We start from the raw sequence: 26,347 nt of genomic DNA, 5'->3' as shown, positions 1-26,347 counted from the left end.
ACACGCTCTTAACCTGTTTGCTAAATCAAGTTAATAATGTGTGTAGCGGGGGGAGTCAAGACGTCGCGCAGGAGATTGCCGTGACGGAAGTAGGCCGCGTGCACAGGGTGGTTGGGCATGCCCGTGCGGCCCGGCAGGGCAGCGGTGGATCGCTGTCCTGCCGGGCTGGGTGGTGGCTGTTCCGGGGCTTGGTTACCGCTCGACGAACACGGCGACTGTGTGCGCGGGGACGGTGAACGTGCCGCTGTCGGCGCGGAACGTGGACTGCTTGACGACTGCGTCGCCGCCCTGCGCCAGGACCGGGTGCAGCACCTGCCGACTGCCCGTCAGGTCCTTCAGGGGCTGCTTCTGTGCTTGCGGAGTGGTGTTGTAGACGACGGTGACGGACTTGTAGGTGTCGAGCCCGCGGCCGTTCAGGTGCTGGGTGATGACTCCGGGGGTTTCGCCCGGCGTGCCGGAGAGCGGGAAGCTCAGGCGCTTCTGCACCGAGGCGGCGCTGCCGAGCGCGAACAGCGGCGTGGACTTCTTGATCTTCAGGAGTTGCTGGAACTGAACAGCGGTGTCACCGATCTCGCCGCAGCCGGGGACCAGGGACGCGTCGGCCAGCAAGGGCTTGGCGTAGTCCCACTGGCCGCGGTTGGATTCGGCCAGCGGCAGGCCGTGGCCGAAGCCGTTGCCGGCGCGGCAGTCCCACTGGATGGCGTTGAACCAGTCGCCGCTGTCGTAGGAGTTGCCGTCCAGCGACTTCGAGCGCAGCAGGTCGGTGCCGCCCTGGGCCATGCTCGGGCTCTGGGAGAGGGTGCTGGTGGCCAGGGCCAGGGCCTGGACACGGGCGCGGGCCGCCGACGTGGTGCCGATCGGGAGCTTGTAGGCCAGCGCGTCGTACAGGGCCAGGTTGTCGTGGGCCTCGACGTAGTTGACGGCCTCACCGGGAGATGCCGTGTATCCGGCCGGGTGGCCGTTGTAGTCGAGCTGGGCGCCTGTGCGGCGGGTGCCGTCGCTGGTGGTGAAGGAGTAGTCGGCGAGGTTGCCGGTCAGCCCGATCTTCACCAGGTCCATGTCCTTCAGCAGCCGGGCCTTCTGCTGGGCCGGGGTGCCGTTGACCTCGGCGCCGTTCGGGTCGGTGAACAGGCCGCTGGCGAAACCCTGACGGCGGGGGTCGGCATCTGAGATCCCGCCGCCGCGTACGCCGTCGCGCAGCCGGTCGTTGAAGGTGCCGATGCCGGTGCCGGCCATGTTCTCCTGGGTGGCCTGGACGAACCGGGCATCGTCGGCGACCACCCCGTAGTTCCATCCCTCCCCGTAGAGGGCGATGTTCTTCCCGTCGATGCCGTCGTGTCGGGGGATGAGGTCGGCCAGGGCGTCGTCGACGTCGAGCATGGTCTGCTTCGGGTCCAGGCCCATCAGGTCGAAGCGGAAGCCGTCGATGCGGTACTGCCTGGCCCAGGTGGTGACGGAGTCGACGACGAGCTTGTTCATCATCGCGTGCTCCGGGGCGGTGTCGGCGCAGCAACTGTCGCGGGTGACGGTGCCGGTGGCGTCCAGTCGGTGGTAGTAGCCGGGGACGATGCGGTCCAGGACAGAGGCCGGGTCCTGTCCTGCGGCTGCGGTGTGGTTGTAGACGACGTCCATAACGACCCGCAGACCGGCGCCGTGGAGCCGCTGGACCATCCGCCGGAACTCCACGGTGCGCGAGGCACCGTTCGGGTCACCGGCGTAGGAGCCCTCGGGCACGGTGAAGTGGAGCGGGTTGTACCCCCAGTTGTAGGCGTCGGTGGCCTGGGTGCCGGCCACGCATGCCTGCTGTGCCTCGGAGTCCGGAGCCATCGAGGGCAGGTCGCACGCGGGGGCGGCCTGGTCGGCGCGCTTCTCGGCGGTACCGGCGAAGTCGAAGGCGGGCAGGAGCTGCACGGAAGTGACGCCGGAGCCCGCCAGCTCCTTGAGGTGCTTGAAACCGGCTGACGTCGGGTGGGTGAGGGCGTCGTACGTGCCGCGCTCGGCGGCGGGGACCTGCGCGTCGGCGGCCGAGAAGTCCCGAAGGTGAAGTTCCTGGATCTGCTGCTGACCGGCGGCGATCGCCTTGGGCGAACGGCTGTCCTTCCAGCCGCGCGGTGCTGTCACCGGGTCATCGAGGTCGACGATCTGACTGAGCTGGGAGTCGGCGGACAGCGAGAGCGAGTACGGGTCGGTGACACGGTTGGTGACGGTCTTCAGGACGGCGGGCGCCCAGACCTTCACGGCGAACCGGTAGTAGGTGTTCTTCCAGTTCTTCTCGCCGCGGACCGACCAGACACCGGTGCGGGCATCGAGCTTCATCGCCACGAGACGCGGCTCGGTGGACGTCGCCGTGTCGTACAGCTCGGCGCTGACGCTCTTCGCGGTTGGCGCCCACAGTGAAAGCGTCGGCCTGCCGCCCCGGAAGACGGGACCGAGTTCGGCCCTCTTCGCCCGTGCGGCGTAGAGGTCGTCGAGTACGCCGGGGGTCTGCAGGCCGGTCGCGGTGCGCAGGGTGCCGTCCGGGTCGAGGGCGGCGACGGCGACCTGGCCCTTTAGGAGATCGGGGGCCTTGGCGGCCCAGGCGCGCGGCAGCCGCAGCGCTCCGAGCTTCGCAAGGTGGGGGTACTTCTCCTTCAGTGCGGTGGGCAGTCCTGCCGGGTCGTGGGTCAGAGGGATGATGGTGCCGCCGGTGATGCCGGTTCCGCCCGCCGCGAGGCCGCCGTCGGGGGCGGCGGCGAGCTGGTAGGTCCCGGCGGCCGGCTTGTCGCCGAGGTCCCAGGCGATCAGGTCCTCGGTGAGCCAGTGCGCTGCCCGGGGGGCGAGGCTGGGCTTGGGGTCACCCGCGTAGACGTTGAGGACCTGCGAGGAGGCGGTGTGGCTGAACGTCGTCCTCGCACCGTCGGCGGCCACGGTGAACGAGGTCTCCGTGCCCATGGGTGTGCCGGGCAGCCCCAGGGCGGCGCGGGCCTTGTAGGTGCCGGAGGGCAGGGAGGCGGTGGTGAAGGTACTCGTGCCGTCACCGTCGGGGTCGGTGAGCCAGGAGGCCAGGCAGTCGGCGGCCCCGTCCGTCACGCAGCCCAGTTCGCTCTGGAAGTCACCGACAGCGGTGACGAGGGTGGTGGTGAGCGTGTCGGTGACCCAGTGGGTGACCGGGTCGTAGACGAAAGTGACGTCCGCGCCGCCGGCCGGGACGGTCAGTGGGATGTTCGCACCGCCCTGAACGGCGTTGAGCCCGTAGTTGACCGCCCAGCTCTTGTCGAGCGCGGCCTTGTAGGAGTACGACCCGGCCTTGAGGCGGGCGGTGAGGGACCAGGCGCCGTCGGCGCGGCGCACCATCTGGGCCTGATCGCAGTCGGGCGCCCAGTCTCCGGCGCAACCGAACTGAAAGCCGAAGTCGGAGGCGATCGCGACTGCGGCGGGCGGGGCTTCCGCGGCGAACGCCGGGGGGAGGCCCGCGGCGCCGGTGGTTCCGGCGAGCACGAGTGCGGTGACGGTGAGCTGGGGTATCAGCCGTCGGCCGGGGCCGGGCGCGCGGAGGGGTCTACGAAGCATGGAGACCTCGCTGTCTCATCGGCGGGACGGGAGTCGTCCCGGAAACTCGTAGGGTGGTGCAGCAGATAGAGACGACAGCGCGGGCTGGCCGTCGGGCAGTTCAGCGGGAGGACCACCAAGCGGTGGTGTCGGCCGGCAGGGCCGTCTCGGTGTCCATCCCAGTGATCTGGGCGCTGGAGAGCAGCAGCTCGCCCGGGACCGTGAGCCGGACCGGCTCACCGCTGGTGTTGACGGTGCAGGTGAAGACCCCGCCATCGGGGGTAGGCCGCTCGAACACGAGAACACCCTGGGGGCTCTCCAGCCAACGCAGGTTGTCGGCTGCGCCCAGGGCGGGATGGGTGCGGCGGATGGTCAGCGCCGCACGGTAGAGCTCCAACGTCGAGGCGGGGTCACCTGTTTGCGCATCGACACTGAGCTTGGCCCACTCGGCGGGCTGGGGCAGCCAGCTCGGGCCACCGTTCACAGTGCCGAAGCCGTAGGGGGCCTGGGTGCCGGACCACGGGATGGGGACTCGGCAGCCGTCGCGGAAGCCGTCCTGGCCGTCGGCCCGGAAGTAGGAGGGATCCTGCCGGGCCTCGTCGGGCAGGTCGGTGACGTCGGGCAGGCCCAGCTCCTCCCCCTGGTAGATGTAGGCGGAGCCGGGCAGGGCGAGCATGAGGAGAGTGGCGGCGCGAGCGCGCCGCAGCCCCAGTGCCTGATCGCCGACGGTGCGGATCTGGGTACCCAGACCGGGCGGGTTGGCGAAACGGGTGGTGTGCCGTGTGACGTCGTGGTTGGACAGGACCCAGGTGGGCGGAGCGCCGATGTGGCGCACGGTGGTGAGGGTCTCGTCGATGACCTGCCGCAGGGGGTCTGCTTCCCAGGAGGTGGCCAGGTACTGGAAGTTGAACGCCTGGTGCAGTTCGTCGGGGCGCACGTAGTTGGCGGTGCGCTGAAGGGTGGGGGCCCACGCCTCCGCGACGCCGATGCGGTCCCCGGCGTACTCCTCGAGGATGGTGCGCCAGCCGCGGTAGATGTCGTGCACGCCGTCCTGGTCGAAGCACGGGCCGGCGCCGCTGTCCAGCAGGTGCAGCGGGTTGTGGGCGCCGAGGTCGGGCAGGCCGGGGGCTTTGACCAGGCCGTGGGCAACGTCGATGCGGAAGCCGTCGACGCCCAGGTCGAGCCAGAACCGCAGGATCGAGGCGAACTCGTCGTGGACGGCCCGGTGGTCCCAGTTGAAGTCCGGCTGCTGAGGGGCGAACAGGTGCAGGTACCACTGTCCTGGTGTGCCGTCGGGGTTCTTGGTGCGGGTCCAGGCGGGTCCGCCGAATACCGACTCCCAGTCGTTGGGCGGCTGCTCGCCGCCTGGCCCCAGACCGTCGCGGAAGTGGAAGCGTTCACGCAGGCGGGATCCGGGTCCTTCTCGCAGGGCTTGCTGGAACCAGACGTGTTCGTCCGAGCAGTGGTTGGGGACCAGGTCGACGATGATGCGCAGGCCCAGTTCGTGGGCGTCCTCGATCAGGGCCACGGCATCGTCCAGGGTGCCGAACATCGGGTCGACGACCCGGTAGTCGGCGACGTCGTATCCGGCGTCGGCCTGGGGGGAGGCGTAGAACGGAGAGAGCCACACCGCGTCGACGCCCAAGGAGCGCAGGTAGGGCAGTCGGCTGCGGATGCCGGGGAGGTCGCCCATGCCGTCGCCGTTGGAATCGGCGAAGCTGCGCGGGTAGACCTGGTAGATCACCGCTTCGCGCCACCAGTCGGCAGGGGGAGCGGGCGGTGCGGCCGGTACGGGGTGGTGGGCAAGCAGGTGCTGGGTCATGGAGTGGGGTCCTCACGACGGTGGCGCGCGGCGCGCCGACGGCAGGCAGGGGGCTTCGCTGCGGAGCAGGGCCACGGGATACGCGGGGCAACGGCTGGGAACGGCGGTGGGTCAGCCTTTGGTGCCGCCGGCGGTGAGGCCGGTGACGAGGTGCTTCTGGACGACGTAGAAGACCAGGCCGGCGGGGATGGCGATGAGCACGGAGGTCGCCGCCATGTAGTTCCACTGGGAGTTGAACTGACTGATGTAGGACTGCAGGCCCACCGCGAGGGTGTAATTGCCTTCCGAAAGCATGAACTTCGACGCGAAGGCGACCTCGCCCCAGGCGGTGAGGAAGGTGTAGAACGCGGCGACCGCGAGACCGGGCCGGGCCAGCGGAAGGATGAGGCGCCAGAACGTCCCGAAGGGGGTCAGGCCGTCGATGCGACCCGCCTCGTCGATCTCGACGGGAATGGTGTCGAAGTAGCCCTTGAGCAGCCACGCGCAGTACGGGACGGCAGTGGAGCAGTAGATCAGGACCAGGCCGCCATAGGTGTCGAGCAGGCCGATGCTTCCCATGATCTTGTACAGCGGCACCATCAGGACGGCGACGGGGAACATCTGGGTGAGCAGGAAGGTGTACATCAGTGACCCGCGGCCCAGGAACTTCATGCGGGAGACGGCGTAGGCGGCGCTGGCGGCGATCATGACGCCGATGAGCATGGTGCCGAAGGCGACGATCAGCGAGTTGATCATCCAGGTGCCGAACCCGGTGTCCTGGAGCACGTGTCCGTAGTTGGACAGGGTCAGGTTGTCCAGGATGCGGCCGGGGTGCTGGTAGTCGTTCTTGTCCGGGCCGAGCGAGATGTAGAAGATCCACAGGATGGGGAAGACGGCGATGAACGCGGCGGCGATCAGGAAGCCGTGCAGCGAGGCGGAGGCGGAGCGGCGTCGGCCGCCGCGCGGACGGTTCGGGGTGGCCTTGCGGCCCGGCGCAGGGTGGTGGGCGGCCGGAGGGGTGGTCGTGGTGGTGGTCATGCCAGGACTCCCTGGTCGTTGCGCTTGAGCCAGCGGCGGTAGACGCTCGTGAAGACGACCAGGATCGACAGGCACAGGATGCCGACGGTCGCCGAGCCGGCGTAGTCCTGGGGCTGCTGGCCGAAGAAGAGCCGGTAGGCGTACGTCACGAGGATCTGGACGCTGTCGCTGTTCCCGGCGAACAGCAGGAAGATCACGTTGAACTGGTTGAACGTCCAGATCACACCGAGCAGGATCACCGTGCTGCTGACGGGCCGCAGCCCGGGCAGGATGACATGGACGAACCGCTGCCAGGGGGTGGCGCCGTCCATCTCCGCGGCCTCGTGGAGTTCGCGGGGAATGGCCTGCAGTCCGCCGAGCATGGAGATCATCATGAACGGCACCCCGCACCAGATGTTCACGCCGATCGCGGCGAACTTCTGCGCCAGAGGATCACTCAGCCACGACGGTCCGGGCAGTCCGATCAGGCCAAGGAGCTGGTTGACGACACCGTCGTCGGCCAGGATCAGCCGCCAGCCGAAGATGGTCACGAACGTGGGCACGGCCCACGGCAGGATGAGCAGCAGCCGGTAGAGGCTGCGCGCCCGTATGTCGCGGTTGAGTGTGATGGCCAGGGCCAGGCCGATGGCGTAGGTCAGAGCGACGCAGGCCACCGTCCAGACGATCGTCCACACAAGGTGCGGCCAGAACTGGTTGTTGGCCCCGGTAAGGACGTCGGCGTAGTTCTTCAGCCCGACCCAGGAGAAGCTGTCGGGGATGTGGTTGACGCCGATGGTGCGGCCAACGTTCTGGCTGGTGGCGTCGGTGAAGGTGAGGTAGACCCCCTGCACCAGCGGGTAGGCGACGACGGCACTCAGGACGAGGACCACGGGTACGCACATGGCCCAGGCGTACCAGCGCTGATTGTAGGAGTTCTTGACTCGGTTGAGCGGGCCGGAACCGGGCCCGGTAGTTCGCTGGCGACGGTTCGCGCGGGCAGGCTTGCCCTCGACGACGGCGGTCATCTGGCACCTCGGGGACAGGGATGAGGAAGAGAGACGTCGGGTGCGGTCCGCCCCGCCCCGCATCCGGCGGGGCGGGACGGACCACATTCCTTAGCTGACGCTGTAGTCCGACAGGAGCTTCTTCGCCTCGGCGGCTGCGTTGTCCAGGCCGCCTTCGGTGCCCTCCTGACCGGAGAGGATCTTGATCAGCTGGGTCTCCAGCGGGGTGTACAGCGAGCTGTACTCCGGCAGGGCCTTACGCGGCTGACCGCTGGGCAGGACCTTCTGGTACCCGGCGATGCCCGGGTTGGCGGTGACCTCGGCGGTGTAGGCGTCACCGCGGGTGGGCAGGGTGCCGTTCTTCAGGGCGACCTGACTCTGCGACTTAGCGGAGGTCATGAAGGCGATGAACTTGCTCGACGCCTCCTGGTGCGCGGCGTCCGAGCCCGCGTAGGCGACGAGGTTGTGACCGCCCAGCGGCGCCCCCGCCTTGCCCGTGCTGCCGGCCGGTACGGGTGCGATGCCTAGGTTGTTCTTGTCGGCGAACGCCGAGCCCTTGAAGACGTTGGCGTTCTCCCACGGGCCCTGGATGATGGAGGCGACCTTGCCACTGCTGAAGGCGTCCATGATGTTGGGGTAGGCGTTGCTGGTGGTGTCCAGCTTCCGCGCACCCTTGGCCTTCACCAGGTCCTTGAGCGTGTCGATGCCCTTGATCGCGGCCGACGAGTTCAGCGTGATCTTCTTCGCCTCGGGGTCGACCATGTCGGTGCCCTCGCCGTAGAGGAACGGCATGGCGTAGTACCCCTGGGGAGTGAAGGCGAAGCCGTCGAGGCCGGTCTCGTCCTTGAGCTTGGCGATGTCACTCTTCCACTGCGCCCAGGTGGTTGGCGCCTTGGTGATCCCGGCCTTGGTGAACAGGTCCTTGTTGTACATCATCGCCAGGGTGTCGGTGACCTGCGGGATGCCGTAGAGCTTGCCCTCGTACTTGCCCTGCTCGACCAGGCCGGGCTCGAAGGCGGCGACGTCCTTGCCCGCGGCGGTGTCGTCCAGCGGGGCGAGGTAGCCGGCCTTCGCGAAGCCCGGGGTCCAGCCGACGTCGGCGCGCAGCACGTCGGGGGCTCCCTTGCTGCCCGCGGCCGTCTGGAACTTGGTCTGCGCGTCGCCGAAGGGCACGCTGACGTAGGTGACCTTGATGTCGGGGTTGGCCTTCTCGAACTCCTTGACCAGGGCCTTGTACGTCGGTCCTTCGTTGGTGGCGTCCGAGGTGTCCCACCAGGTGATGGTCACCGGGCCGGAGGCGTCCCCGGAGTCGGAGGTACCGCCGGAGCAGGAGCTTGCACAGATGGTGATGGCCGATATCAGGGCGGCTGCGGCGATGCCACGGCGCATGAGGACTCCTCGATGGAAAGACTGATCCGACAACGGCGGACCCGGTACTGCCGCCGGCAGCGGGGCGAAGCCGGCAGCAGTATGCGGATGCACCTCCAGCACGTCCGTGCGCTGGAGGCCGGGACGCGGGGCATGCTTCCTCACCAGGAGGAGGGCTGGTTGCCTCATTTTCTGGTGTGGCGAGAGCCTTGCGAGCTCTTCGTTTCGCAGAAGCTAGCAGGTTATTAACAGGAGTTAGTTAACGGTTTCGTAACGCGTTCGCCATCTTGGTCGAACCGTGGTGGGGCCATGGCAAACGCCGCCCGGGGCACTCCGGAAACCGGAGTGGAGGGGCGGCGCGGGACGGATGGGCGGGGAGGGTGCTCGGTCGGTCAGTCGGAGAGCCCTGGTCCGCCGGGGCGGCTGCTGGAGTCGCGGACGACCAGGTGAGTGCCGAGGAGTTGGTGCGGGTGCTGGTCCTCGTTACGCATCGCGGAGAACAGCAGGTCGGCGGCCGTGCGGCCCTTGGTAGTGATGGCCTGGCGGATGGTCGTCAACCGAGGGCGCGTCCACGACGACTCCGGCAGATCGTCGTACCCGGTCACCGTCACGTCGCCGGGCACGTTCAGCCCGAGGTCGTGCATGGCGTCTACGGCACCGAACGCGAGGATGTCCGACATCGCCACGACGGCAGTGGGCGGCGCCGAAGCCATCAGCGCCTTCGCGGCACGGAACCCTTCCATCCTCGTCGCGGGCACCTCTGCCAGCTCAAGGTCGCCCATGCCCATGCCGGACTCCTCCAGAGCCCGTGTGATCCCCGCGATACGACGGGCCAGCGGGCCCCGGTAGCCGCGCTCCGCGTGCTCCGGTCCGGGATCAATCGAAAGGAGCGCGATCCGCCGGTGCCCCAGATCCAGCACATGACGCATCACCTCGTACGCCCCGCCCTCGTCATCCACGTCCACGCTGGACACGTCCTCGTGAGGACTGCTGTCCACCAGCACGAACGGGATACCCCGCCGGCGCAGCTCCGCCACTTCACCGCGGTCGTGCTCCAGCCCGCACACGATGAATCCGTCGACCGCTGCGTACGGAATGGCCTTCAGCATCGAGTCCCGCAGCGGAGGGGTCAGCAGCAGCGTGTACCCCTGCTCGTCGCACACCTGACCCACCCCCGTCAGAAACCGGGCGTAGTAGGGGTTCTCCATGACCTTCGCCAGGTTCTGCGGCAGCAGCACACCCAACGACTGCGTCTGGCCCGCCTTCAGCATCCGCGCCAGAGTGTGGGGGACGTAACTGAGCTCCTGCGCCGCAGCAAGGATACGGTCGCGTGTGGCGGTCGAGAGCTTCTCGGGACTGTTGAACGCGAACGACACCGCCGACCGCGAGACACCCGCGGCCTTGGCCACGTCATTGGCGGTAGGGCGCGTGCGCCCACCACGCGGCCCAGCCCCGGACGAAATGCTTGACATGCCCAGCCCTCGATGTCTAAACGATTACTAACGATATAGCGCACATAGGGCAACTGAACCAGAAAGTCGAAGGTCGACCGGCGCATTCTCCTCCGCTGCCAGGGCCCGGTGGGCATTAACCCATTAATAACTTGAGTTAGCAAACCTGTCTCAAGCTTGCCCGCCGGAATCAGCCACGGTGGGGCATCGACTGTCGGCCGCGTAGCCCACCAACGCGTGCCGGTCCGCGATGCAGACCTGATGACGGCACTCGGCGTCATCCGAGCCGTGCCCGCCGGAGGGCGGGTCCGCGTCGTGACTGTGGTCGCGCACCTTGCGTGAAACTGACACCCGATGAAGGACGCCTCCATGTCCCGCCTCAGTCGATCTGATCCCTGTCACAAGTGATCACAGCCACTCGTTTCAGAGGATCTGGTCCGAGGCCACGTGCCCGGCCTCGGACCAGATCCTCTGGGATGGATCACTTCACGACACTGCTCACGAGGCGTCCCGAACCCGACAGTCTTGAACCCGACAAGGGAGTTGTCTAATGAGGCTCCTGGAAATCGCCGTTGGTCTCCGCCCACTCCAGCGGCAGCAGAGCCTCCGCCTGCCGGACAAGGCCGCGCACGAACTCGGCATCTCCCGGCTCCAGGTGCGGCCCGCTGCGGCCAGGTGTCACTGGGTTTTGCCGATAGCCGGGCCGCTGCCGACGGGGGCGGGGCGCGAGGGAGAGGCGGCGTTTATCCGGCGGGCCAGCGCACCGATGCCGCGGAAGACTACCTTCTCCTGCCGCGAGGGCAGGACGACGCCCATCGGCCGCACCGTTTGTTGCTCACCGGCAGCGGAGCCCACTCATCGTCTGTCAGATCCCCTCTGCCGATCGCGTCCGGAGCGAAGTGTCACTTGATCGAAGACGTGTGCTGCGGCGATGCGGTGACGATCCAGACGTGCCGGGGGATGTGGACACCGTCGGCGTCTCGAACTCCGTGAGTGTGTCGCGCACTTTGGAGCGGAGGTCGGTGGCGTCGCCCGCGTCGGCGCCCGGCCGGCCTGCTGCCATTGGACGGTGACCTTGATGTGGACGCCGAGCATCCAGGCAAGGATCGCGGCGGGGAGTTCGGTGGCCAGGGTGAAGAGCGCTGTCGATCGATCCTGCCTGGGCCGGATTCCAATCTTGTGCCAGCGAGGACCGTATAGATGATCGCGTTCGTGGAGACGAGGGGGCCGATCACCGGGGTTTGCAGGTGCAGGCGAGCCCTTCGCGGATCTCGCGAAGCAGGGATCGTTCGGCTGTTCTCGGCTGCGGTGGTGTTTCGGGAGTGCGGATCCGGAGGGCGCAGCAGGCGCTGACGAGATGGGAGACGGCGTCGAGGGTGACCGCTCCGGCGGCGCCGATCAGCATGCCGGCGAGGGCCGGGCCGCCGATGTCCGCCAGGGTGTTGGCGCTGGCCAGCCTTGAGTTGGCCTGGAGTAGCTGCTCGAAAGGCACCAGATGCGGAATGTACGACAGGCTCGCCGCCATGCCGACGACCTGGGAGGACCGATGGTGAAGGCCACCAGCCACAACTGCGGGAGAGCAAAGGGCACCCAGGTGCTGTCTGCTGAGACAGCACGTCTACCGAGACAGGGGCCTGTTCTTACTGAGGTTTTCAGGGTGGGGTCGGTGGGCTGATGGCCAGTCTTGTGGCGGTGGAGGGCAGCATGGGGCATGAACTGCCTGGTGTGGAGGGTACGTACAGCGAAGTGACGCTCGCAATCGAGGAGCGGATAGTTGGGTATCTCCAGGAGTTGTGGGAGAAGGAAGTGGTGGGAGCCGGGCTGCGGACACCCTCATTTCCCATGTCTCTCCCAGACGAACTGGCGAAACCCGCTCCGCCGCTGTTGAGCGGCCTTCCCACCCTGGAGTACTAGTGATTGTTGTCTGGATCAACGGTGCGTTCAGTGCGGGCAAGACCAGCGCCGCACGCGAACTGATCGATCTGATCCCGAACAGCACCTTCTACGACCCCGAACTGATCGGCGGGGGACTGCGTGACCTGCTGCCGCAGAAGCGGCTCGCGGAGGTCGGCGACTACCAGGACCTCCCGATCTGGCGCCGCCTGGTCGTCGACACCGCGGCCGCGCTGCTCGCCGAAGTGGGCGGCACGCTGGTGGTGCCCATGACACTCCTGCGCCAGGAGTACCGCGACGAGATCTTCGGTGGTCTCGCCGCGCGGCGCATCCCGGTGTGCCATGTGCTGCTGTCGGCAGACGAAACGATCCTGCGCGAACGGATCGCCGCCCGCGAGGAGTGGACGGACGATCCCGAAGGGAGCGGGCGCGTACGGCAGTGGGCGTACGAGCACATCGAGCCGTACCGCGCCGCGCTCTCCTGGCTCGCCGACGACGCCCATGTCATCGACACCAGCGGACTGACCGCCGCCGAGACCGCCGTACGGATCGCCGACGCCGTACGGACCGGGGCCGCCAGGAACTGCGAGATCGTGCAGACACCCGCGCCCACCGCCGAAACCCTCGCCGCGGGCGTGCTGCTCTTCGACGAGGCGGACCGGGTGCTGCTCGTCGACCCCACCTACAAGCCGGGGTGGGAGTTCCCCGGCGGTGTCGTGGAGCGGGGAGAGGCGCCCGCACGCGCCGGCATACGCGAGGTCAAGGAAGAGATAGGGATAGAACTCGCCGACGTACCCAAGCTGCTGGTCGTCGACTGGGAGCCGCCGCGGCCGCCCGCCTTCGGCGGTCTGCGGCTGATCTTCGACGGCGGCACGCTCGACAGCGCGGCGGCCGGGCAGCTGGTGCTGCCCGGCTCCGAACTGCGCGGCTGGCGCTTCGTCACCGAGGAGGAGGCCGCCGGTCTGCTCCCCTCCAACCGTTACGAGCGGCTGCGCTGGGCCCTGCGGGCCCGCGAGAGGTCAGCCGTGCTCAATCTGGAGGCCGGAGTCCCGGTCGGCTGATGCCCGCAGAGCGGCAGCCGTGCCGTCCGCCAGCGGGTCGCCGTGGCCGAAGCAGGCCACAGCGGGGGCGAGCGCCGCCAGGCGGCGGAAGGACTCCAGGGCCCGCTCGCGGTCGGTGTCGAACACGTCCCAGCATGACCCGGCCGGCACCGGCGACACAGTCGCCCGTGAACAGCACACCGTGCCGCGGCAGGTGGACGGCGATGCTGCCGTCCGTGTGGCCGGGCGGGTGCGCCACCCGCGCCCCGCCGAAGCCGAGCGGGTCGCCGCCCTCGGCCTCCCGGTCCACCCGGGTGGCCGGGGCCGGCTCCGCCGTCAGCCCGTGGGCGTGCAGCGGACGCTCCCGGTCCAGCAGCACGGGCTCGGGCACCGGCTGCTCGCCACGGATCACGGGCGCGTCGAGCCGGTGCGCCACCACCTCGGCGCCGTACCGCCGCGCCAGTTCCCCGGCGGCGCCGACGTGGTCGCGGTGGCAGTGGGTGAGGACGATCCGGCGGACGTTCTCCGGGCGCGGGCCCAGGCTCCGTACCGCCTCTTCGATGTCCGTCGCCGCGCCCTTGCGGCCCGCGCCGATCAGGGGCGGTTCCGCGCCGTCGCGCCAGAGGTACGGCGGACCGGCCGCCCGCCGTACGGGTCCACGCTGCCGGCGATCTCCGCTCCGCTCTCAGCCCTGCTTCGAGCGCGCGTAGTTGACGAGGAACAGCGCCTCGGCGACGGACATCCGCTCCAGTTCCCCGGGCGAGACGCTCTCGTTCACCGCGTGGATCTGCGCCTCGGGCTCGCTGAGGCCGACGAGCAGGATCTCGGCCTTCGGGTAGAGGGCGGAGAGCGTGTTGCACAGCGGGATCGAGCCGCCCATGCCGGACGTCTGCATCTCCTCGCCCGGGTACGCCACGCGCATCGCCTCCGCCATCGAGGCGTACGCCGGACTGCCGACGTCCGCCTGGAACGGCTGGCCCTGGCCCACCTGCTCCACCGAGACCCGCGCGCCCCACGGCGTGTGCGCCAGGAGGTGCGCGGTCAGCAGCTTCGTCGCCTCGGCCGCGTCCTGCCCCGGCGGCACCCGCAGGCTGATCTGCGCCCGCGCGCTCGCCTGGAGGGACGGCGTCGCGCCGACCACCGGCGGGCAGTCGATGCCGATGACCGTGACGGCGGGGCGGGCCCAGATGCGGTCGGCGACCGTGCCGTGGCCGATCAGCCCGACACCGTCGAGGACGCGCGCGTCCTTGCGGAACTCCTCCTCGGGGTACTCCAGGCCGTCCCACGAGGATTCGGCACCCAGCCCGTCCACGGTGGTCGAACCGTCCTCGGCGCGCAGTGAGGCCAGCAGCTGGATGAGCGCGGCCAGCGCGTCCGGGGCGGCGCCGCCGAACTGTCCCGAGTGCAGGTTGCCCTCAAGGGTGTCGATCCGCACGCGCAGCATGGTCATGCCGCGCAGCGTCGCGGTGACCGTCGGCAGGCCGACGCGGAAGTTGCCGGTGTCGCCGATGACGATCGTGTCGGCGGCCAGCAGCTCCGGGTGCGCCTCGGCGTACCGCTCCAGGCCGCCCGTGCCCTGCTCCTCCGAGCCCTCCGCGATGACCTTCACCGAGACCGGAACGCCGCCGTTCGCCTTGAGGGCGCGCAGCGCGAGCAGGTGCATGATGAGGCCGCCCTTGCAGTCGGCCGCGCCGCGCCCGTACCAGCGGCCGTCGCGCTCGGTCAGCTCGAAGGGCGGGGAGACCCAGGCGGACTCGTCCAGCGGCGGCTGCACGTCGTAGTGCGCGTACAGCAGAACGGTCGGAGCGCCTGCCGGGCCCGGCAGGAAGCCGTAGACCGACTGGGTGCCGTCGGGGGTGTCGAGCAGCGCGACGTCCTCGAAGCCCTCGGAGCGCAGTGAGTCGGCGATCCAGACCGCGGCCGCCTCGCACTCGCTCTTCGGGAACTGCGCGGTATCCGCCACCGACTGGAAGGCCACCAGCTCGGCCAGCTCCGTCTTCGCGCGGGGCATCAGTGAGGCGATGGTCTCGGCGATCGGATTCGCGTTCATGGGCACGCTCCTCGTGGGTGCGACGTTGTTGTACGTATATGCGTTCGTACGGGGTATGCCGACAAAAGCACGCCCGATCCTCCCACAGCGAGATCGGCGGCTCCTGCGCCGTAGGATGCGTCAGCAGTACGGACCACTGGGCGGATCAGGAGCAGAAGCACATCGTGAGCAGCGAGAACGCAGACGCCGGACATGAGCGCGAAGAGCCGGTGTGGGACGTCGTGGTGGTCGGTGCCGGGCCCGCCGGGTCGTCGGCGGCATATGCGGCCGCGGTCGCGGGGCGGCGTGTACTTCTTCTGGAGAAGGCGGAGCTGCCCCGTTACAAGACCTGCGGCGGTGGCATCATCGGACCTTCGCGCGACGCGCTGCCACCCGGCTTCGAACTCCCGTTCAAGGACCGCGTGCATGCCGTGACGTTCTCGCTGGGCGGGAAGCTGACGCGGACGCGCCGCTCGAAGCAGATGCTCTTCGGTCTCATCAACCGGCCGGAGTTCGACGCCGGGCTGGTGGAAGAGGCACGGAAGGCGGGCGCCGTGGTCCGTACCGGAGCGTCGGTCGCGCGCGTCGAGCAGCACGGCTCGGCCGTGCCGGACCGGCGTACGGTGGCCGTCGTCCTGGCGGACGGCGAGACGGTGCTCGCCCGTTCGGTGGTCGGCGCGGACGGCAGTGCCGGCCGGATAGGGGCGCATGTCGGGGTCAAGCTCGACCAGGTGGATCTCGGCCTGGAGGCGGAGATCCCGGTGCCCGCGACGGTCGCCGAGGACTGGGCGGGGCGGGTGCTCATCGACTGGGGACCGCTCCCGGGGAGCTACGGCTGGGTGTTCCCCAAGGGGGAGACGCTGACGGTCGGCGTGATCTCGGCGCGCGGTGACGGCGCCGCCACCAAGCGGTACCTGGAGGACTTCATCGCCCGCCTCGGGCTGGCCGGTTTCGAACCCGCGGTGTCCTCCGGGCATCTGACGCGCTGCCGCAGCGACGACTCGCCGCTTTCGCGCGGCCGGGTGCTGGTGTGCGGGGACGCGGCGGGGCTGCTGGAGCCGTGGACCCGTGAGGGCATCTCCTTCGCGCTGCGGTCGGGGCGGCTCGCGGGGGAGTGGGCGGTGCGGATCGCGGAGGCGCAGGACGCCGTGGACGCCCGCCGCCAGGCACTGAACTACGCCTTCGCCATCAAGGCGGGACTGGGTGTGGAAATGGGTGTCGGGCGGCGGATGCTCGCGCTGTTCGAGCGGCGGCCGGGGCTGCTGCACGCGGCCATAACCGGATTCCGGCCGGCCTGGAAGATGTTCGCGGGGATCACGCGCGGCTCGACGACGCTGGCCGAGACGGTGCGTACGCGCCCTGTCGTCCAGCGCGCGCTGAGTGCGCTGGACAGGCCGTGAACCGCAGGCCGTAGGGCCGTAGGTCATGGGCGCGTAGGCCGTGGGGCGCGTAGGCCGTGGGGCGCGGCCCGGCGCGGCCGGTGCTCGGGCCGGTGCTCGGGCCGGTCCTCGACGGCGGTGCGGAGGGCCGGGCGGCCGGGGAGGTGCGGCGCGGTTCCCCGGCGCGGGGGCGGGACCGGCGCCGTCGGAGAAAGCACCCGCCTCGGCCTTCCTGCCGAGGCGGATCCCGCCTCCGCCGGCGGCACGCACGGTGTGCGCCCCCCGGAAGCGTCAGTGGGGCGCGTGGCCCGGCGGATCACCGCGGGCGTGGCCCGGACCTCCCCGACCCCCGCTCCCGCCCCGCCGGTCTCGCCCACGCCGTGGACCCGACCGGCGATCAGGCCGCGGGCGCCGCCCCCTTCGCCGTGCTCCGCAGCAGCGAGGGGTCCTGACACAGCACCCGCCGGTGCGGGGAGCGCAGGGCCGGGCCCGGATCGGCGCCCCTCGCCTCCGCGAGGCGGCGCCGCGTCTCCTCGTATTCCTCGAGGAGCTGGGCGTCGGCACGGCGCTGGCGATCCTCGTCGACGCGACGCTCGTCCGCGTGGTGCTGCGACCCGTCGCGATGCGCCCCGACGGGCGCGCCGACTGGTGGGCGCCCGGCCCGCTGCGCCGGCTGCACGCCCGCTTCGGCCTGCGGGAGGCTCCGGCGGCGGTCCCCGACGGCCGGCTACTCCACCGGGAGCGCGTGTGATCACGCCGCCCGGCTGCCGGGGGCCTCGACGCCGGCCGCGATCGTGTTCGTGCAGGCCGGGCCCGGGTTCGCGGCCCGCTCCGAGGAACCGCCCGGGAGCGAGGCGCTGGGGCAGCTCACCGAACGGGAGCGGGAGGTGACGGCTCCGGCGGGCATCGGCCTGGCCGACGAGGAGAGCGCCCGCCGTCTCGCCGTCGACCCGCTCGCCGCGAAGACACATGTCAGCCGCGCCGTGGTGAAGCCCGGCGTCCGCGACCGGGCCCAACCGGCCGTACCGGACTACGAGTCGGGGCTGGTACGGCCGGGCTGGCCGGGCTGAGTCCCGGGCGCGCCCCGGTAGCCCCACAGCACGTGCACGACCCGCAGGACGAAGACGACCACCGCCAGGGCGCCCCCGGCGACCAGCATGACCTTGCTCAGGGCGGGAGAGGCACCGAGGAGGTACCAGGGGCCGGTGACGGCCGCGAAGGTGACGCCCGCCAGGACGGCCGCGCTCAGCAGGGCGTACCCGATCTCGACCGTCATCGCGTCGCGCTGTGCCTGCGTCCTCGTCACCATGTACCGGAGTCTCACAGCGGGTGCGGCCGACGGGCAAGAGGCACCCGCCGGCCGCAGACGTCCCCCTCGCCGGGCAATCCGGGGCGCCGACCCGCTCCGGCGCGGCCTCGGCCGCCTCCGGTACGGACTTCGCTGGGGCGGGGTCTGCCGGGGACGGTACCCGCGCAGCCCGGTGAGCGTGGTGAGCAGCCCCACGGCCGCGACCGCCGTCACCGCGGCCGGGCCCGGGCCCGGCCGGAAGCTGTCCAGCACCGCCCGGGGCGAGCCGCCCCCGCTGCCACCCGCCGTGATCAGCGCGATCACCACGGCCAGGAAGATCGCCCCGCCCACCTGGACGGAGGTGTTGAGCAAGGCCCGGCACCACGCCCTGCTCGTGGTCGGCCACGCCGGTGGTGGCCTGGAGGGTGAGCGAGGGGAAGACCGGCGCCCGGGCCGGGCCGATCAGCAGCATCGAAGGCAGGGGCACGGCGGCGCACTGCGGGGTGAGGCTGATGCGCGGGAAGAGCACGTAACCGGTCACGGGGAAGGAGAGCAGGGTGCGGGCGGAGGCCCAGCCGGCTTCCGGTGCCTGTACGACGGTGAGGGCGAGCAGCGGTATCGAGGCCGTGCCTCACCGGCGCGGGCCGGGCACGCCACGCGGAGGACCGGCCTTTCCAGCGCGCGGTGCTCGCACGGATGCCGGCGGACCGGACCGAGTGGGGGCTGCGCGGTCAGACGGCCGACTTCTCCTCCCACAGGCGCACGAGCGCGTCGTCACCGGACGTGGTGAGCACGGAGAGCGGCAGCCTGTTCCAGAGGGCCAGCCAGAGCTGCCCGGCGGGCCCGCTCAGCTCGCAGTCGGCGGGCCCCTCGTCGCCGCGCTCCGTGCGCGGCGGACCGTCGGAGAGCCGCACCGTCCATACGTCGCCCGAGTCCGCCGCCCGTACGCGCAGAACGCGTGGCACGTCGGTGCGCACCCGGCTGCGGTCGCGGGCATGGAATCCGCGGAGCAGCTCGTCGACGCCGTCCACCGCGAACTCCGGCCGCACCGGGGAGAGCCCGGTGCCCCGTGCCGACTCCGCGTCCGCGCGGTGGACCGCCGTCTCGTGCGCCTGGCGCCGAGCCCAGAAGGCGAGCGGCGACGGCGCGGGCAGGAAGGACCAGCACTCCAGGTCCTCGGTGGCCGTGCTCAGCGCGGCCACCAGCAGGCTGTGCCCCTCCCGGAACCAGTGCAGCAGTGCCTCCCCGTCCAGGCCGGGATCGCTTCCCAGGGGGCGGCGCTCGGTATGGCCGGCTATGACATACGTCATGGCCCACCGGTGGACCGCGCCCGTGTGCCGCAGCAGGTCCCGCACCTGCCAGCCGGGGCAGGTGGGCACGAGGGCGTCCGGGCCCGCCTGTTCGGCGGCGGCGGCCATCAACTGGCCCTGCTGGTCCAGCGTTTTGATGAAATCGGCGGTCTCCATGGTTTCCATGCGGCAGATTGTGCCAGCCGCCGGGCGGAGGTCAGGCGCCCTGTGGACGGACGGGACGCGAGACGCCGCGGAGCAGCCGGGAGAACCAGCCGAGTGCGAACGACTGGAGGAGTACGGAGACCGGCAGGGCGACGTACAGGAACCACACCGACTCGCTCACGGCCTCCCCGAAGAGGTCACCGCCGATGAAGAAGGCGAAGATCGTGGGCGCGCTGAGCAGGAACAGCCACGCCCCGGCGAACGAGGCGTCCTCGTGGGTGACGAAGAGGGCGTCGGCCGTGACGAACACCGCGGTCGCCGCGACCAGGCCGAGGTAGACCAGCGAGGCGGGGTTGCGGAACGTCAGGCGCGCGACGGTGTGCAGCTGTCGGGTGGTCATGGTGATCTCTCCGTCCGGTGGGTTGCCTCCAGGGTGCGCCCGCGGGGCCGGGCACACCTGAGTACGCCTACTCAGACGGGCCGGGCGGGCCGGACGGGCCGCCCGGTGACGCGTTCCGTGCCGAGTACCCCAGGAGCGCGGCGACGGCGGCCAGTGCGGCCACTGTCGTCAGGGCGACGGGAAGGGAGAACCAGTCGGCGAGGAATCCGATGACCGGCGGTCCGACGAGCATGCCGCCGTAACCGAGCGTGGACGCCGCCGCGACACCGCTCGGCCCGGCCAGCGCGCCGGCCCTGGCGACGGCCACGGGGAAGATGTTCGCGAGGCCGAGCCCGGTCACGGCGAAGCCGAGGAGCACCAGCCAGGTGGCGGGTGCGAGCGCGCCGAGGAGCATGCCCGCGGCGGCGAGCGATCCGCCCGCCACCAGGGTGCGGGTCTGGCCGAGCCGTTCGAGCAGCGTGGTGCCGCTGAGCCGGCCCGCCGCCATGGCCAGCGCGAAGAAGGAGTACCCGGCGGCGGCGACGCCCGGGTGGGCGTGGAGGTCCTGCTGGAGGTGGAGGGTGCCCCATTCCGCGAGCGCCCCTTCGCCGTACGCCGTGCACAGTGCGATCACTCCGAAGAGCGCGACGGCCTTTCGGGCCGTTCCCCGGAGCGGTCGCGGGCCGTTCCCCGGCTGCTCCTGAAGGCGTTCCGGAGAAGGCACCCGGTTGCGCAGCAGCGCGGGAGCGGTCAGGGCGGTCACGACGAGCCCGATGCCGGTCAGCCCCAGCAGATGGGCGGTGGGGGAGAGGTGGGCGGCGACCAGGCCGCCGAGCCCGGCCCCGGCCATGCCGCCGAGGCTGAAAGCGGCGTGGAAACTCGGCATCACCGGGCGCCGCATGGCCGCGACCAGATCGACCGCCGCACTGTTCATCGCGACGTTGATGCCACCGTACGAGGCGCCGAAGACCAGCAGCACCAGACCGAGCGCGAGTGTCGAGTGCGTCTGCGCGGGCAGCGCGATGCTCAGCGACAGCAGCGCGCCGCAGGCCACGGTCACCGGGTGGCTGCCGAAGCGCCGGCACAGCCGCCCGGTGAGCATCATCGTGATCACCGCGCCCCCGGACACCCCCAGGAGGGCGAGGCCGAGGTCGCTCGCGGAGGCCCCGGTCTGTTCCTTGATGGCCGGGATACGGACCACCCAGCCGGCGAAGAGGAAGCCGTCGAGGGCGAAGAACACGGTCAGCGCGGTGCGGAGGCGGGACAGGGAGGCTGCGGCGGCGTTCTCGCCCCGGCCCCCCGGAACGGCCGTCCGTAGTTTGTTTAGTTGCGGCACAAAGTCAGCATAGGGGCCGTGCCCCGATCCGTACAAGGCGAGCGGTGGCGCCGCGGACCGGCGGAGCCGGGCCCGGACGATCTTCCCGTTCATGGGAGACTCGCCCCCATGAACGGGAAGGCGACCACCATCAGAACGAGGCTGGAGAGGGGCCGGAGCGCGCTCGGGCCCGCCCTGGAACTGGTGCACACAGGACGGGCGCCCACCCGCGCCGTCCTCACCGCCGAACTCGGCGTCACCAGGGCCACCGCCGGCGCGGTCGCCGCCGAACTGGAGTCCCTGGGGCTGATCCAGGTCGACTCCCGGCCGGGCGCGGCGGCCGGCTCGCAGGGCCGCCCCTCGCACCGGCTGGCCGTCAACGACTCGGGCCCCGTCGTCCTCGCCGCGCAGATCCACGCCGACGGCTACCGCGCGGCGCTCGTCGGCCTCGGCGGCAGGACCGTCGCGACCGCGCCCGGCTGCGAGACGGTCTCCGCCGATCCGGCGCAGGTCATCGGGGCGGCGGTCGAGGCCGGCGCCGAACTGCTGCGTGAGAGCGGCCGCCGCTGCGTCGGCGCGGGCCTCGCCGTGCCGTCCGCCGTCGCCGAGCCGGAGGGCACCGCCCTGAACCCGCTGCACCTCGCATGGCCCGCGGGCGCCCCGGTCCGCGACATCTTCGCCGAACAGGTACGCGCGGCGGGCATCACGGGTCCCGCCTTCGCCGGCAACGACGTCAACCTCACCGCCCTCGCCGAACACCGCCACGGAGCGGGACGCGGTGCCCAGCACCTCCTCTGCGTCGCCACCGGCCACCGGGGCGTCGGCGGCGCACTGGTCGTCGACGGCCGCCTGCACACCGGCAGTTCGGGCCTCGCCCTCGAAGTCGGCCACCTCACGGTCAACCCCGACGGCCGCCCCTGCTACTGCGGCGGCCGCGGCTGCCTCGACGTCGAGACCGACCCGCTGGCCTTCCTCACCGCGGCCGGCCGGCCCCCGGGACCCGAGGTCTCGCTGCTCCAGCAGTCCCGCGAGCTGCTGCGCGGGAAGTACGACGACCCCGCGATCCGCAGAGCCGGCGAAGAGCTCATCGACCGCCTCGGACTCGGCCTCGCCGGACTCGTCAACATCCTCAACCCCGACCGCATCATTCTCGGCGGCCTCCACCGCGAACTGCTCGATGCCGACCCGGAACGCCTGCGCGCCGTGGTCGCCGACCGCAGCCTCTGGGGACGCAGCGGCGGCGTACCCATCCTGCCGTGCACGCTCGACCACAACAGCCTCGTGGGAGCGGCCGAGCTGGCGTGGCAGCCGGTGCTCGACGACCCGCTCGCCGCGCTCGCGGGCGCGAGGGACATGGCATGACCGACCGCTGTCCGCCCATCGACCCCCACGACCGGGGCATGCTCGACGTCGGCCACGGCAACCTCGTCCACTGGGAGGTCTGCGGCAATCCCGAAGGCAAGCCCGCGCTCGTCGTCCACGGCGGCCCCGGCTCCGGCTGCGACCCCGGCGTACGCCGCTGCTTCGACCCGGAGCGCTACCGGACCGTCCTCTTCGACCAGCGCGGATGCGGCCGCAGCACGCCTCACGCGAGCGACCCCGCCACCGACCTCACCCACAACACCACCCACCAACTGGTCCGCGACATGGAACGGCTGAGGGAGCACCTGGGCATCGACCGCTGGCTCCTCTTCGGCGGATCCTGGGGGTCCACGCTGATCCTCGCCTACGCCGAGGCCCATCCGGACCGCGTCTCGGAGATCGTCGTCTCCGGTGTCACCACGACCCGCCGCTCGGAGATCGACTGGCTGTACCGGGGCGTCGCACGGTTCTTCCCCGAGGCGTGGCAGCGGCTGCGAGCGGGCGTTCCCGGGAACGTCCGCGACGGCGACCTCGTCGCGGCGTACGCACGGCTCGTCTCGGACCCCGACCCGGACGTACGGGCCAGGGCGACCGCCGACTGGTGCGCCTGGGAGGACGCGGTGCTCTCCCTGGAACCGGGCGGCAGCGCCCATCCCTACGGCGACCTCCCCGACGCCGCCCGCACCGCGCTGGTGCGCCTCGCCTCGCACTACTTCGCCCACGGTGCCTGGCTGGACGAGGGGCAGCTGCTGCGCGACGCGGGACGGCTGGCCGGCATCCCGGGCGTACTGCTCCACGGCCGCCACGACCTCAGCAGCCCGCACGGCACCGCCTGGGAACTCGCCCAGGTCTGGCCGGACGCGGAGCTGACCGTCGTCGACGACGCGGGGCACAAGGGCAGCGAGACGATGCGGGCCCTGGTGATCGGCGCACTCGACCGGTTCGCGGGACCCCGGATCAGCCGCTGAGCCACTCCGTCCCGAACGCGCGCGCCGCGTTGCCGGTGAGCATCCGCTCCACGAGCGCTTCGCCCAGGGTGACGTCCAGGCGCGGGCGCAGCCGTCGCAGCAGGTACGGCATGCCGGGGGTGCCGGGCACCGTCGTGTCGCCACCGAGCAGAAGCTGACCCCCGAACCCCGCCTCGGCGAGCGCCGCGAGATCCTCCGGCAGCTGCCAGTCCGTGGCGTGGTGCGCCCGCGAGGGGCCGTCGAAAGCGAGGAAGGCACCCGCCCGCGCGGCCTGCCGCTGCACGACCCGGTCGGGCGAGCGGCCCAGGTGGCCGAGGATCACCCGCTCCGGCGGAACGTTCAACTCCGCGCACAGCAGGTCGAGTACGTCCAGGGCGCCCGTACCGAGCTCCAGATGTACGGCGACGGGAGAGCCCGTACGGTGATGGGCCCCGGCGGCGGCCCGCAGGGTGAGGCGGGCGTGCGCGTCGAGGCCGTGGAAGCTCCCGGCGACCTTGATCAGGCCGGCCCTGACACCGGTGCGGCCGATGCCCTCCGTCAGCTCGGCGACGAAGACCTCGGCGAGCCTGCCCAGGACCTCGCGGAGCGACTCGCGCGTGTAGTGGACGGCCTGGTGCAGCCCCGTGGCCGCCACCACGTGGACGCCGGCCGAGCGCGAGAGGGCGGCCAGGTCCTCCACCCGGCGCCCCATCCCGTACGGAGTCCACTGCACGACGGACTGTCCGCCGGACCGGCGGAAGGCGCTGAGCCGGGCTCGCGCCGCCTCGGTGTCGTCGAGTTCCTGGCCGGGCAGTTGCGGCGTACGCAGGAAGAGATGGTCGTGGGCGTCACAGACGCCCAGCGCGGTCGCGGGAACGTCTCCGAGGACGGTGCGGACGAAGCTCACCACTGCCTGCCCCGGCCGAGCCCGGCGCGCTCCGGAGCGGACAGGTGCAGCACCTGGAAGGGGTCGCCGGCGTCCTTCGGGGCGTCCTGTGCCCAGAGCGCGAAGTACAGCACCTCCCAGTGCCGGGGGTCGACGGCGACGGCGGCTGCCACCGCGCCGTCCGTACGCGCCAGACACCGGTGCGCCGCCAGTGCCCGCTCGACGGCTTCGGCCGGCCTGTCGGCGTCGCGCAGCCGTACCCGCCGGCGGGTGGCGGTCCGCGCAGCGGCCCCCGCCGCAGGCCCGTCCTCGTACGCGAGACCTCCCCAGTGCTGTACCTCCGGCCGGCCGAAGTCGTTGACGACGCCCTCGAAACCGCGGCCCCAGAGGAAGGAGTTCATGCCCTGCGGAGTGTTCCAGAGGTAGAACGGCGCGTACTGGTTCACCGGGGAGTCCTCGCCGCGCTCCCGTATCAGGTACGCCTTGAGGCCGAGCCCCGGGAAGCCGTCGAGGAGGTGGCCCTTCGTCGCGACGCGCTCGCGGACGACGCCCATGTCGTAGTCGGCGGGAAGGGTGATCTCGTACTGCATGGCACGCATCGCGGGCTCCTCAGGCGTTCGGGGCGGTGGCGGCGAGAAGGGCGAGCAGGCCCCGGACCCCGGCGTCGAAGACGGCCGCCGAACCCGAGGCGCGGGCCAGTACATAGCCGCCCTGTACGGTCGCGACGATCGTCGCCGCGACCTCGGCGGGCTCGACGCCCGCACCGAACTCGCCCGCCGCCACGCCCTCTTCGACGATCCCGGCGAGCCGCCCGCGCAGCCAGCCGAGGGTCTCGTCGACCGGCGCCCGCAGCGCGTCGTCGGCGATGACGTCCGGGTCCATCGTCAGCCGCCCGACGGGGCAACCGCGCAGTACGCCGCGCTCGCGCAGCAGATACGCCGAGATCCGCTCGTACGCCGTCCCGTCACCGCCCAGCACTCCCTCGGCCGTGGCCCGGGTCTCCTCGGCCGTACGCCGGATCGCGGCCAGCGCCAGATCCGGCTTGCCTGCGAAGTGGTGGTACATGCTGCCCTGGCCCGCGCCCGCGCGCTGCTGGATCGCCTTGGGGCTCGTTCCCACGTAGCCGCGTTCCCACAGCAGGTCGCGGGTGGCTTCGACGAGTCTCTCCGGTGTACTCATGGCTTCACTGTACATACCAGTAGGTACAGAAGGCGGGCTTCGGGCGGAGGAGCCGCGAGAACCCTGTCTGCTCCCCGCGCGTAGTACACGCACCGCCGCCGGCCGTACGGCGGCCAGACCCCCTCCGGGGGACGACGCTCGTAGCACCGCATGCCGAGACGCACACCGGGACAAGCGCCGGGGAGCCGACCCGGCGCACCGGCGTATGGCGCGGCGGGCGGACCGGGCGACGCGGACCCGGGCCCTGGCAGGAGCGGGTGTCGTACGGCGAGAGCCCGCCGATCGTGCTGCCCGGCCGTACCGCGTCGAAGGACGGCGCCGCGTGAGCGCCGCCGGGCGGCGCGCCCGGACGTACCGCGTGGCGATGGCGCGCGGTACGTCCGGGCGCCCCGGCGCGGCGGGGCCGCCGTCCGGTCAGCCCACTGCGGCGGACCGGACGGCGGCGGGTACGTGCGTCGTAGGGACGGCTTCGGGATCGGCCTCGGCGTGCGAGAACGGTCCGTCGGCCGTCGCCCCGCGCACGGGATGCTGCGACAGTGTCACGGCGGGGAACGGTGTGGGCAGCGTGAACCACACGACCTTCCCGGCGTCGCCCCGCGGGCGTACACCCCAGCTTTCGCTGACCGCCTCGATCAGAGCGAGACCGCGCCCGCTCGTCTCGGACGCGCCGGCCTCACGGACCGTGGGCGGGCGCGGATCGTGGTCGTGGACGGACACCGTCAGGCGGTCGAGCAGCAGCTCGATCTCCACGGTGCACATCTTGTCCGGCTCTGCGTGCCGGTGGACGTTGGTCAGCAATTCGGTGACGCCGAGCGCCGCCGGTTCTATCAAGGAATCGAGATGCCAGTAGCGCAATTGCGCCGATACGATTCTGCGGACCTGACCGATCCGCGACGGCAGGGCCTGGAGCTCCACCGTGCAGTGCCTGCTTGGCTCGCTGATCACGGCTGCGACTCCCCGAATAGGTCCGGAAGAAGACGGAGAACGGATCCAGCAGTGGCTGCCTGCTGTCTGGTCCGGCGGGGCT

At 71.1% G+C, this 26,347-nt stretch carries 21 protein-coding genes and 4 pseudogenes; 7 read left to right on the top strand and 18 right to left on the bottom strand.

Going from position 1 to position 26,347, the window contains the following annotated elements; genetic code table 11:
* Positions 1–192 precede the first annotated feature (192 nt).
* The 8 genes and pseudogenes from pulA to ACWDZ4_RS22530 all read right to left on the bottom strand — a co-directional run.
* Positions 193–2,802, bottom strand: a pseudogene (pulA, locus tag ACWDZ4_RS22565) (pullulanase-type alpha-1,6-glucosidase); the annotation flags it as partial.
* Positions 2,803–2,874: 72 nt separating this feature from the next.
* Positions 2,875–3,549, bottom strand: a pseudogene (locus tag ACWDZ4_RS22560) (pullulanase X25 domain-containing protein); the annotation flags it as partial.
* Positions 3,550–3,649: 100 nt separating this feature from the next.
* Positions 3,650–5,350 carry a glycoside hydrolase family 13 protein gene (locus ACWDZ4_RS22555; protein WP_451510195.1) on the bottom strand — a complete coding sequence of 567 codons (1,701 nt, stop codon included), beginning with the start codon at positions 5,348–5,350 and terminating at the stop codon, positions 3,650–3,652.
* A 111-nt stretch (positions 5,351–5,461) separates the two neighbouring features.
* Complete coding sequence (locus tag ACWDZ4_RS22550) at positions 5,462–6,367, bottom strand: sugar ABC transporter permease (protein ID WP_451510194.1); 906 nt, start codon at positions 6,365–6,367, stop codon at positions 5,462–5,464.
* A complete protein-coding gene (locus tag ACWDZ4_RS22545; protein ID WP_451510193.1) occupies positions 6,364–7,371 on the bottom strand; it encodes a carbohydrate ABC transporter permease in 1,008 nt (335 codons plus the stop codon). Before ACWDZ4_RS22545 ends, ACWDZ4_RS22550 begins: the two co-directional genes overlap by 4 nt.
* Positions 7,372–7,461: 90 nt before the next feature.
* The gene (locus tag ACWDZ4_RS22540; protein WP_451510192.1) at positions 7,462–8,739 is read right to left on the bottom strand and encodes an extracellular solute-binding protein; all 1,278 of its coding nucleotides are present in this window, start codon (positions 8,737–8,739) and stop codon (positions 7,462–7,464) included.
* A gap of 371 nt (positions 8,740–9,110) precedes the next feature.
* On the bottom strand, positions 9,111–10,127 hold the full coding sequence (locus ACWDZ4_RS22535) for a LacI family DNA-binding transcriptional regulator (RefSeq protein ID WP_451510191.1): 1,017 nt from the start codon (positions 10,125–10,127) through the stop codon (positions 9,111–9,113).
* Between the two features lie 1,273 nt (positions 10,128–11,400).
* Positions 11,401–11,694: a hypothetical protein gene (locus ACWDZ4_RS22530; protein ID WP_451510190.1), complete on the bottom strand. Its 294-nt coding sequence runs from the start codon at positions 11,692–11,694 to the stop codon at positions 11,401–11,403.
* A 149-nt stretch (positions 11,695–11,843) separates the two neighbouring features.
* Here ACWDZ4_RS22530 and ACWDZ4_RS22525 point away from each other — a divergent pair, with 149 nt between their 5' ends.
* Both ACWDZ4_RS22525 and ACWDZ4_RS22520 read left to right on the top strand, forming a co-directional pair.
* Positions 11,844–12,083: a hypothetical protein gene (locus ACWDZ4_RS22525; protein ID WP_451510189.1), complete on the top strand. Its 240-nt coding sequence runs from the start codon at positions 11,844–11,846 to the stop codon at positions 12,081–12,083.
* 2 nt (positions 12,084–12,085) lie between these two features.
* A complete protein-coding gene (locus tag ACWDZ4_RS22520) occupies positions 12,086–13,123 on the top strand; it encodes an NUDIX hydrolase (protein WP_451510216.1) in 1,038 nt (345 codons plus the stop codon).
* Here ACWDZ4_RS22520 and ACWDZ4_RS22515 read toward each other — a convergent pair.
* Positions 13,082–13,700 (bottom strand): annotated as a pseudogene (locus ACWDZ4_RS22515) (MBL fold metallo-hydrolase). The gene ACWDZ4_RS22520 and the pseudogene ACWDZ4_RS22515 overlap by 42 nt on opposite strands.
* 87 nt (positions 13,701–13,787) lie before the next feature.
* Complete coding sequence (locus ACWDZ4_RS22510) at positions 13,788–15,152, bottom strand: M20/M25/M40 family metallo-hydrolase (RefSeq protein ID WP_451510188.1); 1,365 nt, start codon at positions 15,150–15,152, stop codon at positions 13,788–13,790.
* A gap of 164 nt (positions 15,153–15,316) precedes the next feature.
* Here ACWDZ4_RS22510 and ACWDZ4_RS22505 point away from each other — a divergent pair, with 164 nt between their 5' ends.
* The 3 genes and pseudogenes from ACWDZ4_RS22505 to ACWDZ4_RS22495 form a co-directional block, all read left to right on the top strand.
* Positions 15,317–16,531, top strand: coding sequence for a geranylgeranyl reductase family protein (locus ACWDZ4_RS22505; RefSeq protein ID WP_451510187.1), 1,215 nt, complete (start codon positions 15,317–15,319; stop codon positions 16,529–16,531).
* Between the two features lie 445 nt (positions 16,532–16,976).
* Positions 16,977–17,261 (top strand): hypothetical protein, encoded by a 285-nt coding sequence (locus ACWDZ4_RS22500; protein ID WP_451510186.1) that lies wholly within the window; start codon positions 16,977–16,979, stop codon positions 17,259–17,261.
* Positions 17,262–17,328: 67 nt separating this feature from the next.
* Positions 17,329–17,580, top strand: a pseudogene (locus tag ACWDZ4_RS22495) (DNA-binding response regulator); the annotation flags it as partial.
* Here the strand turns inward: ACWDZ4_RS22495 and ACWDZ4_RS22490 are convergent.
* The 4 genes from ACWDZ4_RS22490 to ACWDZ4_RS22475 form a co-directional block, all read right to left on the bottom strand.
* Entirely contained in the window at positions 17,541–17,819 is a 279-nt protein-coding gene (locus ACWDZ4_RS22490) for a DUF6332 family protein (protein WP_451510185.1), read from the bottom strand. The pseudogene ACWDZ4_RS22495 and the gene ACWDZ4_RS22490 sit on opposite strands and share 40 nt — an antisense overlap.
* Positions 17,820–18,529: 710 nt before the next feature.
* On the bottom strand, positions 18,530–19,264 hold the full coding sequence (locus ACWDZ4_RS22485) for a maleylpyruvate isomerase family mycothiol-dependent enzyme (RefSeq protein ID WP_451510215.1): 735 nt from the start codon (positions 19,262–19,264) through the stop codon (positions 18,530–18,532).
* 40 nt (positions 19,265–19,304) lie between these two features.
* A complete protein-coding gene (locus ACWDZ4_RS22480; protein WP_451510184.1) occupies positions 19,305–19,652 on the bottom strand; it encodes an SCO4225 family membrane protein in 348 nt (115 codons plus the stop codon).
* A gap of 67 nt (positions 19,653–19,719) precedes the next feature.
* The gene (locus ACWDZ4_RS22475) at positions 19,720–20,967 is read right to left on the bottom strand and encodes an MFS transporter (RefSeq protein WP_451510183.1); all 1,248 of its coding nucleotides are present in this window, start codon (positions 20,965–20,967) and stop codon (positions 19,720–19,722) included.
* A 108-nt stretch (positions 20,968–21,075) separates the two neighbouring features.
* On the opposite strand from ACWDZ4_RS22475, the gene ACWDZ4_RS22470 reads away from it, so the two are divergent.
* On the top strand, positions 21,076–22,308 hold the full coding sequence (locus tag ACWDZ4_RS22470; protein WP_451510182.1) for an ROK family protein: 1,233 nt from the start codon (positions 21,076–21,078) through the stop codon (positions 22,306–22,308).
* Positions 22,305–23,276, top strand: a complete 972-nt coding sequence (gene pip / locus ACWDZ4_RS22465) for a prolyl aminopeptidase (RefSeq protein ID WP_451510181.1) — start codon at positions 22,305–22,307, stop codon at positions 23,274–23,276. The genes ACWDZ4_RS22470 and pip overlap by 4 nt, the downstream gene beginning before the upstream one ends.
* Here pip and ACWDZ4_RS22460 read toward each other — a convergent pair.
* The 4 genes from ACWDZ4_RS22460 to ACWDZ4_RS22445 all read right to left on the bottom strand — a co-directional run bounded on the left by ACWDZ4_RS22460 (position 23,266) and on the right by ACWDZ4_RS22445 (position 26,265).
* Positions 23,266–24,165, bottom strand: coding sequence for a phosphotriesterase family protein (locus ACWDZ4_RS22460; protein ID WP_451510180.1), 900 nt, complete (start codon positions 24,163–24,165; stop codon positions 23,266–23,268). The genes pip and ACWDZ4_RS22460 overlap by 11 nt on opposite strands.
* Positions 24,159–24,740, bottom strand: coding sequence for a DUF4865 family protein (locus tag ACWDZ4_RS22455; protein WP_451510179.1), 582 nt, complete (start codon positions 24,738–24,740; stop codon positions 24,159–24,161). The genes ACWDZ4_RS22460 and ACWDZ4_RS22455 overlap by 7 nt, the downstream gene beginning before the upstream one ends.
* Positions 24,741–24,750: 10 nt before the next feature.
* Positions 24,751–25,335, bottom strand: a complete 585-nt coding sequence (locus ACWDZ4_RS22450; RefSeq protein ID WP_451510178.1) for a TetR/AcrR family transcriptional regulator — start codon at positions 25,333–25,335, stop codon at positions 24,751–24,753.
* A gap of 399 nt (positions 25,336–25,734) precedes the next feature.
* Positions 25,735–26,265, bottom strand: a complete 531-nt coding sequence (locus ACWDZ4_RS22445) for an ATP-binding protein (RefSeq protein ID WP_451510177.1) — start codon at positions 26,263–26,265, stop codon at positions 25,735–25,737.
* Positions 26,266–26,347: the final 82 nt, after the last annotated feature.

It is taken from the genome of Streptomyces sp. NPDC003016, from assembly GCF_053591455.1.
Note: the sequence above shows the minus strand (reverse complement) of the source record. Positions and strands in the feature narration are given on the sequence as shown.